The sequence below is a fragment of the Mesorhizobium sp. P2_D6 genome, from assembly GCF_056404315.1.
The window spans coordinates 97,581-106,291 of sequence record NZ_JBFUEG010000018.1 but is presented as its reverse complement, the minus strand read 5'-3'; the positions used below and the strand labels follow the sequence as shown (position 1 = coordinate 106,291).

The 8,711-nt window shown below is 61.7% G+C and carries 8 protein-coding genes; 6 read left to right on the top strand and 2 right to left on the bottom strand.

Annotation, left to right across the window (positions count from 1 at the left end; all coding sequences use genetic code 11):
* The 4 genes from hemA to AC1D1L_RS27850 all read left to right on the top strand — a co-directional run.
* Nucleotides 1-1,129 (top strand): 5-aminolevulinate synthase (gene hemA, locus AC1D1L_RS27865; RefSeq protein WP_477344466.1); only part of this gene is annotated, 1,129 nt, incomplete at its 5' end.
* Between the two features lie 138 nt (nt 1,130-1,267).
* Nucleotides 1,268-1,702 carry a DUF2267 domain-containing protein gene (locus AC1D1L_RS27860; protein ID WP_112559441.1) on the top strand — a complete coding sequence of 145 codons (435 nt, stop codon included), beginning with the start codon at nt 1,268-1,270 and terminating at the stop codon, nt 1,700-1,702.
* Nucleotides 1,703-1,705: 3 nt separating this feature from the next.
* Nucleotides 1,706-2,392: a phosphoribosyltransferase gene (locus tag AC1D1L_RS27855; protein WP_477344465.1), complete on the top strand. Its 687-nt coding sequence runs from the start codon at nt 1,706-1,708 to the stop codon at nt 2,390-2,392.
* A gap of 19 nt (nt 2,393-2,411) precedes the next feature.
* Nucleotides 2,412-2,858: a pyridoxamine 5'-phosphate oxidase family protein gene (locus AC1D1L_RS27850; protein WP_477344464.1), complete on the top strand. Its 447-nt coding sequence runs from the start codon at nt 2,412-2,414 to the stop codon at nt 2,856-2,858.
* 80 nt (nt 2,859-2,938) lie between these two features.
* Here AC1D1L_RS27850 and AC1D1L_RS27845 read toward each other — a convergent pair whose 3' ends face one another.
* Nucleotides 2,939-3,775 (bottom strand): universal stress protein, encoded by an 837-nt coding sequence (locus AC1D1L_RS27845; RefSeq protein ID WP_477344463.1) that lies wholly within the window; start codon nt 3,773-3,775, stop codon nt 2,939-2,941.
* Nucleotides 3,776-3,949: 174 nt separating this feature from the next.
* Between AC1D1L_RS27845 and AC1D1L_RS27840 the strand changes: the two genes are divergently transcribed.
* Together AC1D1L_RS27840 and AC1D1L_RS27835 are read left to right on the top strand one after the other, a co-directional pair.
* Nucleotides 3,950-4,348, top strand: a complete 399-nt coding sequence (locus AC1D1L_RS27840; RefSeq protein WP_477344462.1) for a c-type cytochrome — start codon at nt 3,950-3,952, stop codon at nt 4,346-4,348.
* A 53-nt stretch (nt 4,349-4,401) separates the two neighbouring features.
* Nucleotides 4,402-5,955, top strand: a complete 1,554-nt coding sequence (locus AC1D1L_RS27835) for a bifunctional aminoglycoside phosphotransferase/ATP-binding protein (protein WP_477344461.1) — start codon at nt 4,402-4,404, stop codon at nt 5,953-5,955.
* Between the two features lie 17 nt (nt 5,956-5,972).
* Here AC1D1L_RS27835 and AC1D1L_RS27830 read toward each other — a convergent pair whose 3' ends face one another.
* Nucleotides 5,973-8,654 (bottom strand): bifunctional acetate--CoA ligase family protein/GNAT family N-acetyltransferase, encoded by a 2,682-nt coding sequence (locus tag AC1D1L_RS27830; protein ID WP_477344460.1) that lies wholly within the window; start codon nt 8,652-8,654, stop codon nt 5,973-5,975.
* Between the last annotated feature and the right edge of the window lie 57 nt (nt 8,655-8,711).

Here is an 8,711-nt window from a genome sequence, read left to right as displayed (position 1 = left end):
GTGTTCCAACGACTATCTCGGCATGGGCCAGCATCCCGATGTCATCGCCGCGTTGCAGAACGCGGCGGGCAAGATGGGCTCGGGCGCCGGCGGCACCCGCAACATTTCCGGCACCAGCAACCCGCTGGTCGAGCTCGAAGTGGAACTTGCCGACCTGCACGACAAGGAAGCGGCCCTGGTCTTCACCTCCGGCTTCGTCTCCAACGAAGCCTCGATCTCGACGATCGCGCGTCTGTTGCCCAACTGCCTGATCATCTCGGACGAGTTGAACCACGCTTCGATGATCGAGGGCGTGCGGCGCTCGGGCGCCGAAAAGAAGATTTTCCGCCACAATGACGTCGCGCATCTCGAAAGCCTTTTGCAAGCGGCAGGCCGCGAGCGCGCCAAGCTGATCGTCTTCGAGAGCGTCTATTCGATGGACGGCGACATTGCGCCGATCAAGCAGATCGTCGAACTGGCCGAACGGCACAATGCCATGACCTATGTCGACGAGGTCCATGCCGTCGGCATGTACGGACCGCGCGGCGGTGGCATCACCGAGCGCGAAGGCTTGGCCGACCGGATCGACATCATCGAAGGCACGCTCGCCAAGGCGTTCGGTACGCTCGGCGGCTACATCGCCGGCAACAGCGCCATCATCGATGCGGTGCGCTCCTATGCACCGGGCTTCATCTTCACCACGGCGCTGCCGCCGGCGATCGCCGCTGCCGCCACCACCTCCATCCGCCACCTGAAGCGCTCACAGGCCGAACGCGATGCGCAGCAGCGCCAGGCGACGCGGACCAAGGAGGTTCTGTCTGCCGCCGGCCTGCCGGTAATGGACTCGCCGACGCATATCGTGCCGGTGCTGGTCGGTGACCCGGAGGCCTGCAAGATGGCTAGTGACCGCCTGCTTGGCGTGCACGGCATCTACATCCAGCCGATCAACTATCCGACCGTGCCGCGCGGCACCGAGCGGCTGCGCATCACGCCGACGCCGTTCCACTCCGATGCACTGATTGCGGGACTGCAGGACGCGCTGGTCGAGACATGGGACGCGCTCGGCATTCCCTACGGTTCGGCAGGCCGGCCCGCTGTCGCCAAGAGCGATCGGATTGTTCCCCTGCTGGTGCAGAAATCCGGCGGCTGAAGGTAGGCGGCGACCAAGCGCTGCCGCCCGGGAAGTCGATGCCGGCCGCAGTCCAGCTTTTCAGCAATTTGATCCCGCTCAATGCTCAAAGGGTCCGGATGCCTGACAATGAGCTTCAAATTGTCGAGGAGCTTCATCATGGGCCATAATTCTCACACGTCCTTCGCTGACTTCACGCACGCTGCCCAGCAGGCGCAGCAATGGGTCAGGGAACTTGCCGGCGATCTCTCCTGGAGCGAACCGAGCGCCTGCCGCCTCCTGAGATGCGTTCTGCACACCGTGCGCGACTGGTTGTCTCAAGCGGAAATGGCCGATCTGTCGGCGCAGCTGCCTGTTCTGGTTCGTGGAATCTACTTCGAAGGCTGGAAGCCATCTGTGCCTGCGTGTGAACGCACGAAGCGGGACTTTATTCTAAGCGTCAGGAACAGTTTTGGCTACGATGACGAGATCGACTTCAATGTCGCCATCAACGCGGTATTCAAGCTTCTCGACCGTCACATTTCGCATGGTGAGATCGTACAGGTCAGAAACTCGATGAAGAAGTCGCTGCGAAAACTGTGGCCAGTGGATTGACCGATGTTCCGCGACCGGGAAGAGGCTGGAGTGAAGCTGGGCCTGGAACTTAGCAGGCTTCAACTGCACCAGCCCATCGTGCTGGCATTGCCGCGTGGCGGCGTGCCCGTCGCAGTGGAAGTGGCCAGGGCCCTCAACGCTCCTCTTGATCTGCTTATCGTCCGAAAGGTCGGCGCCCCGGGCAATCCCGAGCTGGCTGTTGCCGCAATCGTCGATGGCGACCCTGGCGACGTCGTCTTGAACCGTGAGATTGTCGAAACCTATGCGCTCGACGAAAGCGAACTACGTGTCTTGATTGCAAATGAGCGGCCAGAACTCGAACGCCGGCGCGCTGCATATCGCGGGAAGACCACACCGATCTCGATTGCGGGAAAGACGGCGATCATCGTCGATGACGGTGCCGCGACCGGTACGACCATGAAAATCGCGATCCGCGCCCTCAAGCGCCGGTCACCAATGGAAATTGTCGTGGCAATTCCCGTTTCACCGCAAGAGACGGTCGCCGCGCTGGAACAGGAAGCGGACCGTGTGGTCTGCCTTAGTCAGCCAGCACGGTTCCAGACCTTGGGCCACCACTATCTGCGGTTCCCGCAGCTCTCTGGCAGCGACGTTGTCTCCGCCATGGACGGGGCTGCCCAGCTGTACAAAATTGGCCAGCGGCACGTTTCCGGCCTAGTTCAAAAGCCGTGAAGAACAGGAGATCGCACTGATGCAGATCCGCACGCTTTCTGCCTTGGAATGCACCAAAATCCTGACGGCCAACCGTGTTGGCCGCCTGGCATGCGCGAAGGACGGGCAGCCATATGTCGTGCCCTTCTACTACGCTCATTCGGATGCTCATCTTTATGCGTTTTCGATGCCGGGCAAGAAGATCGAATGGATGCGAGCCAATCCTTTGGTGTCCGTCCAGGTTGACGAACATGGCCAGGGCCGAGGATGGAGAAGCGTCGTTGCCGATGGCCGGTACGAAGAATTGCCTGACCGGATCGGCCACAAGCTTCAGCGGGATCATGCCTGGTCGGTGTTGAGCAAGCATTCCGACTGGTGGGAACCTGGCGCACTCAAGCCCGTCATTCCTCCCACAGCCGATGGTGCACCACACGTTTTCTTTCGGATCCTGATCGAGCAGGTGTCCGGACGAGAAGCAAGCGAGTAGTCGCCCCATCAAGTCTTGCGAGAAATGAAATGAAAGGGCCGGCGCAATCTGCACCGGCCCTTTTCTTTACCGTTGAATTGCTATCGCGCCATCAAGACCGGCAGCGATTGACCCGCAAGCATCGACTTGGTGACCCCGCCGAAAATTCGCTCGCGCAACCGGGAATGACCGTAGGCCCCCATCACCATCAGCTCGGCCGCAACGTCGCCGGCATGCTGGCGAAGCACGTCGGCAACCGAATGGTTCGCGCTCGGCAGCCGCTCGACCGTAACCTTCACGCCATGCCGGGCAAGATAGGCGGCGGCATCGGCTCCGGGTTCCGCGCCGTGATGGAACTCGTCCTCGATCGGGTCGACAATTACGAGGTGAACCTCTTCGGCGCCTTTCAGCATATCGAGAGACTCGCGGACGGCGCGCGATGACTCAAGACGGGCGTCCCATGCAACGAGGATGCGTTTCGGCTTCAGCGTCGGGTGCGAACCCTCGGGAGCGAGCAAAATGGGCTTTCCCGATGAGAACAGCGTGCCCTCGATGACTTTATCCTTGAGCGTATGGCTTGTCAGCAGATCTGGTCCGAGAATGGTCAGATCGGCGTAGCGGGCACGCCTTCCGATGACGTCGTCCGCCCAGGCCGTATCGGGATAGTCGTCGCTCAGATCAGCCGATACCGGGCTCTTCGAAAGAAAGGCGCCGACTGCCGAGATTCGCTTCTTGAGCCTTTTGACCTCGGCCTGACGCTCCTCAAGCCAGGCTGGCGAGACGACGGCGGCATACGCACCGCCTGAGGGCGGTGCGGCCAGTTCAAGAACGAGCACGGAGAGATGAGCGCCGATCTGTTCGCACAGGCCGGCGGCGAGCTTCAGATCGCCCTCGCCCTGGTTCGGTCCGGTAACCGTAAGCAGTGTCTTGAAAGCCACGGCAACAACTCCTCATTTCCGCGTGCAGGTTCAATCGTTGCTGAAGCTTAAGCGCGAGAGGCCGGTGTGTTCATTGCGCTGAATCAATCCCTTGGGTGCGGCCCCATTTGATCCGTATCAACGTCCTCGCGAGCCAAGGCTGTAGGCTTCCGCTAATCAGTCGGGGAAACGCAGATGAAATTTCTGATCGCGGTGGCTCTCGTAGGTTTGGCCTTCAATACCGCCGCCGCTCAGGAGCTGGGCAACGGCAAGGCGGAATACATGAATTCCTGTGCCGTCTGCCATGGTCCCGAAGGCAAAGGCGATGGTCCGCTCGGCGACGAATTGGTCAAGCGCCCTGCTGACCTCACTCGTCTTTCGAGAAACAATGGCGGCGCGTTCCCCTACTGGCGCGTTTTCGCGACGATCGACGGCCGCGCCATGGTGCCGGAGCATGGCGATCGCGACATGCCGGTCTGGGGCCGCCAGTTCCTTCCTGGTGACGTGAAGAAATATGGCCCGAACGCCGGGGAAATCGTCACCAGGGAACGGATCCATGACCTGGCTGGTTATGTCGAGACACTGCAGCAATGAGAGCACATGGCGGAAACGGTCTCCGCAAGACACAAGCATCAAGGAGGCGGTCCATGATCGTTGATGACCAGCAATCCGTTACCGCGTTCCTGCTTGATCCTGCCTCATACGCCGCGGCCGGGCCGGTCGAGGCGATCGAGACCCATATCTCGCGTATTTTTCTGGCTGGCGAACGCGCCTACAAGATGAAGCGGGCAGTGAAGCTCCCCTATGTCGATTTCTCGACGCCGGCACTGAGGCTGGCCGCTTGCGAGAAAGAGGTGGAACTCAACTCCAAGACCGCGCCCGGCCTCTATTTGGGTGTGCGGCGCATTACGCGCGAAGCCGACGGCAAACTGGCTTTCGGGGGCACCGGCCAAATGGTCGATGCGGCGATCGAGATGGTCCGCTTCGACCAATCGAAGCTCCTCGATCGCATGGCGACTGCCGGAGAATTGACGCCGGCGTTGATGGCTGCAGTTGCGCGCATGATCGTGGGCTACCACCGCACGGCGCCGACGGTCCACAATGGCAGCGGCTCTTCCAATCTGGCTGGTGTACTCGACATCAACGAGGCCGGCTTTACCACCAGTCATGTGTTCACAAAACCGGAGATCGAGACTTTCGCCGAGGCCTTCCGCACGGCCCTCACCCGGCATTCCGGATTGCTGGACCGCCGGGAAGCCGCGGGCAAGATTCGCCGTTGCCATGGCGATCTGCATCTGCGGAACATCTGCCTTTTCGACGGCGAGCCCCGCCTCTTCGATTGCATCGAATTCAACGACCAGATCGCCAGCATCGACGTCCTGTACGACCTTGCCTTCCTGCTGATGGACCTTTGGCATCGCGGTTTTCCGCAGCTCGCCAACCTTGTAATGAACCGCTATCTCGACGAAGCCGACGATGAGGACGGCTTCATCCTGCTGCCCTTTTTCATGGCGGTGCGGGCCGCTGTGCGCGCCCATGTCACCGCAACCCAGGTCGAGGAAGGCAGCGCGGATCCCGACAAATTGATTCGCGAGGCCAGATCCTATTTCGACCTTGCCCGGACATTTCTCCAGGAAACCCCGCCGCGTCTCGTTGCCATCGGCGGCCTCAGCGGTTCCGGCAAGACGACCGTGGCAGAGGCGTTCGCCGCCCATGTCGGTGTGCCGCCCGGCGCCCGCATTGTCGAAAGCGACCGTATCCGCAAAGCCATGCACGGTGTGCCGGCCGAAACGCGGCTACCGGACAAAGCCTATCGGCCGGAAGTCTCCGACCGCGTCTACCGCGAAATGGCGTGGCGGGCCGGCCTGATCCTCGCGGAGGGTGGATCCGTTGTCGCTGATGCCGTGTTTGACAGGCCTGCCGATCGCGATCGGATCGAGAAGTCGGCGAGTGACAGGGGCGTCGCATGCTCTGGATTCTGGCTGGAAGCGGATCCGCTTGTTCTCTGGCAACGGGTCAGCGAGCGCAAGGCAGGTCCTTCCGACGCCACCATAGATATCCTCTCGCGACAGTTGCAGCGAAATGCCACTCAATCCACCTGGCGCAAGGTCGACGCTGATCGGAAGCCTGCCGATATCGTCGCGGAGTTGACAAGGTTTTCCGATAGCGACGCCTCCGAAACCCTGCGCACGGCCTCATGACGGCAAGGTGATCGACCTCAACGCAGATCGAGTATTGCCTCGACGAGGCCGGGTTCGCTTGGATGATGCGTTACCGAAAAGCCAAATTCGCGGCACATGGCCAGCATCTTGGTGTTTTCGCTGAGCACAATGCCTTCGATCCGACCGATCCCATCGGCCTTTGCATAATCTACGATTTGCTTGAGCAATTCCCAACCCAGACCGTGACCTTGCAAATCCGTGCGCACCAGCAAGGCGTATTCGGCGACAGCGTGGTCCGGATCGCAAGACAGGCGGCTGATACCCGCCAGCAATCCTGTGCTCGTCTCCAGAGCGACGAAGGCCATGTTGCGGTCGTAGTCGAGTTGGGTGAGCCGCTTCAACATCTGGTCGGAGAAGCTTTTGCGCGGCGACAGAAAACGCAGGCGCAGATCGTCAGGCGAAATCCTGGCAAGGAATTCGGGATAGAGCGCGATGTCGGACGGCTTGATCGGCCGGATGTGATAGTGCGTGCCGCCACCGGAAAACGCCTTCTCCCAACCCGACGGATAAGGCCTGATGGCGAGAGCGGGGTTCGGCCCCACCTCTTCCACCCGTTCCGGCGCGATCTCGATGCGGGCGTCGAGCGCAATCACGCCCTCGGCGTCGGCCAGCAGCGGGTTGATATCCATCGAAACGAGGCCCGGAAAGTCGACGGTCATCTGCGACAAGCCGTTGAGGGCCGCGATGATCGCTTGCCGATCGGCCGGCTTGCGATCGCGAAACCCGGCAAGCAGGCGGCCGATCCGCGTTTGCGCGATCAGGTCACCGGCAAGAACGTCGTCGAGCGGCGGCAATGCGATCGCTGTATCATCCATAACCTCGACCGCGACGCCGCCAGCTCCAAACAGGATGGCCGGCCCGAAGATCGGATCCCGGCTCATGCCGAGGATGAGTTCCTGCGCCTGTTTTCGCACCACCATCGGCTGAACGGCATAGCCTTCAATATCGGCTTGCGGTGCGTGTTTGCGCACACGCGCCTCGATTGCCTGTGCGGCCTCCCCGGCAGCGGCGGCGTCGGCAATGCTGAGCACCACCCCGCCAATGTCCGATTTGTGCGAGATCGCCTTGGACAACAGCTTGACGACGACCTGCTCGGACGTCTTGAGGAGTCGGCGGGCCGCCGCTTCCGCTTCGTCGGGAGATCTGGCGACGATCGTCTCGGGCACCGGAATGCCGTAAGCGGAAATTGCCGCCTTGGCTTCGGGCTCGGTCAGCATTCGCCGCCCCTCCTTCGCGACCTGCCTGAATATGGCGAGCACGGCTTCCCTGTCGCTCGTGATGTCCTCGCTGCGGCTCGACGGCGTGCGCATCAATGCCCGCTGGGCACGCGACCATTCGCTGAGGTAGGAGACGGCTGTTGCCGCGTCAGCCGGCGTTTCAAAACTGGCAATGCCGGCATCCTGAAGGATTTGCCGCCCGGCGCGCGCCGTGTGTTCACCGAGCCAGCAGGTCAGGACCGGTTTGCCGGCAATCATCCCTTCCCTTGTGAGTTCCGCCACCGCGCTTGCCGCGGCAAGCGGTGAGCCCAACCCCGTTGGACAATTCATCACCAGGACGACGTCCGTTTCAGGATCGGCCGCCACAGCTTCGACGGCGGCCTTGTAACGGTCCGGCGGGGCGTCACCGATGATATCGACCGGATTGGCGTGCGACCATGTCGGCGGCAATACGGCATTCAGGCGTTGGATGGTGGCGGGTGATAGCGCGGCCAATTCCCCTTTGCAGTCGATGAGTTGATCGATGGCCAATACCCCTGCCCCGCCGCCATTGGTGACGATGCCGACGCGGGCTCGTTTGAGCGGAGTGAAGCGGGCGATCGTTTCAGCGGCATCAAACAGCTCGGTCAGGCCTTTGACGCGCAGGATACCTGCGCGCAGCAATGCCGCATCGACGACACGGTCAGCCCCCGATAGCGCGCCGGTATGGGTCGCAGCCGCTTTGGCCGATTGCTCGTGCCGGCCCGACTTGATCGCGATCACTGGCTTGACCCGTGCCGCCGCACGGGCGGCCGAGATGAACTTGCGCGGATTTGGAATTGTTTCGAGATACATCACGATGGCGCGTGTGTGCATGTCGCCCGCCAGCATGTCGAGACAATCTCCCACGTCGACATCCGCCATGTCACCGAGCGAGACGATCTGCGAGAAGCCGACATTGTTGTCAGCCGCCCAGTCGATCAGCGACGTGGCAATTGCGCCGGATTGCGACAGCATCGCGATGTTGCCAGGCTTAGCGGCCATATGCGCAAATCCGGCATTGAGCTTCAAAGGCGGGATCATCAGACCAACCGTGTTCGGCCCGATGATGCGGAAAAGATTGGGCTTGGCAGCGTCGAGCATGGCCTGGCGCAGGCCGTTCTCGCGCGTAAGCCCGGCGGTGATCACGACCGCCGACCGTGTGCCCTTGTCGCCGAGCTCGCGCACGATGCCGGGAACAGTGTCCGGCGGCGTGACGATGACACCAAGGTCTGGAACACCCGGCAGGTCGGCCGCCTTCGCATAGCAGCGTCGACCGGCCACTTGCGAATATTTCGGGTTGACCGGCCAGATCTCGCCCGCAAAGCCGCCATTGACGATGTTGTCGAAGACGACACGGCCGACCGAGCCGTCGCGCGCCGATGCCCCGAACACGGCAACCGACTTCGGAGCGAACGCATGGTCGAGATTTCGGATCGTCACCCCTAGTGTCTCCTGTTCCTGGCGATCATCGCCAGTCGATCTTGCCCGTTCGTTGCG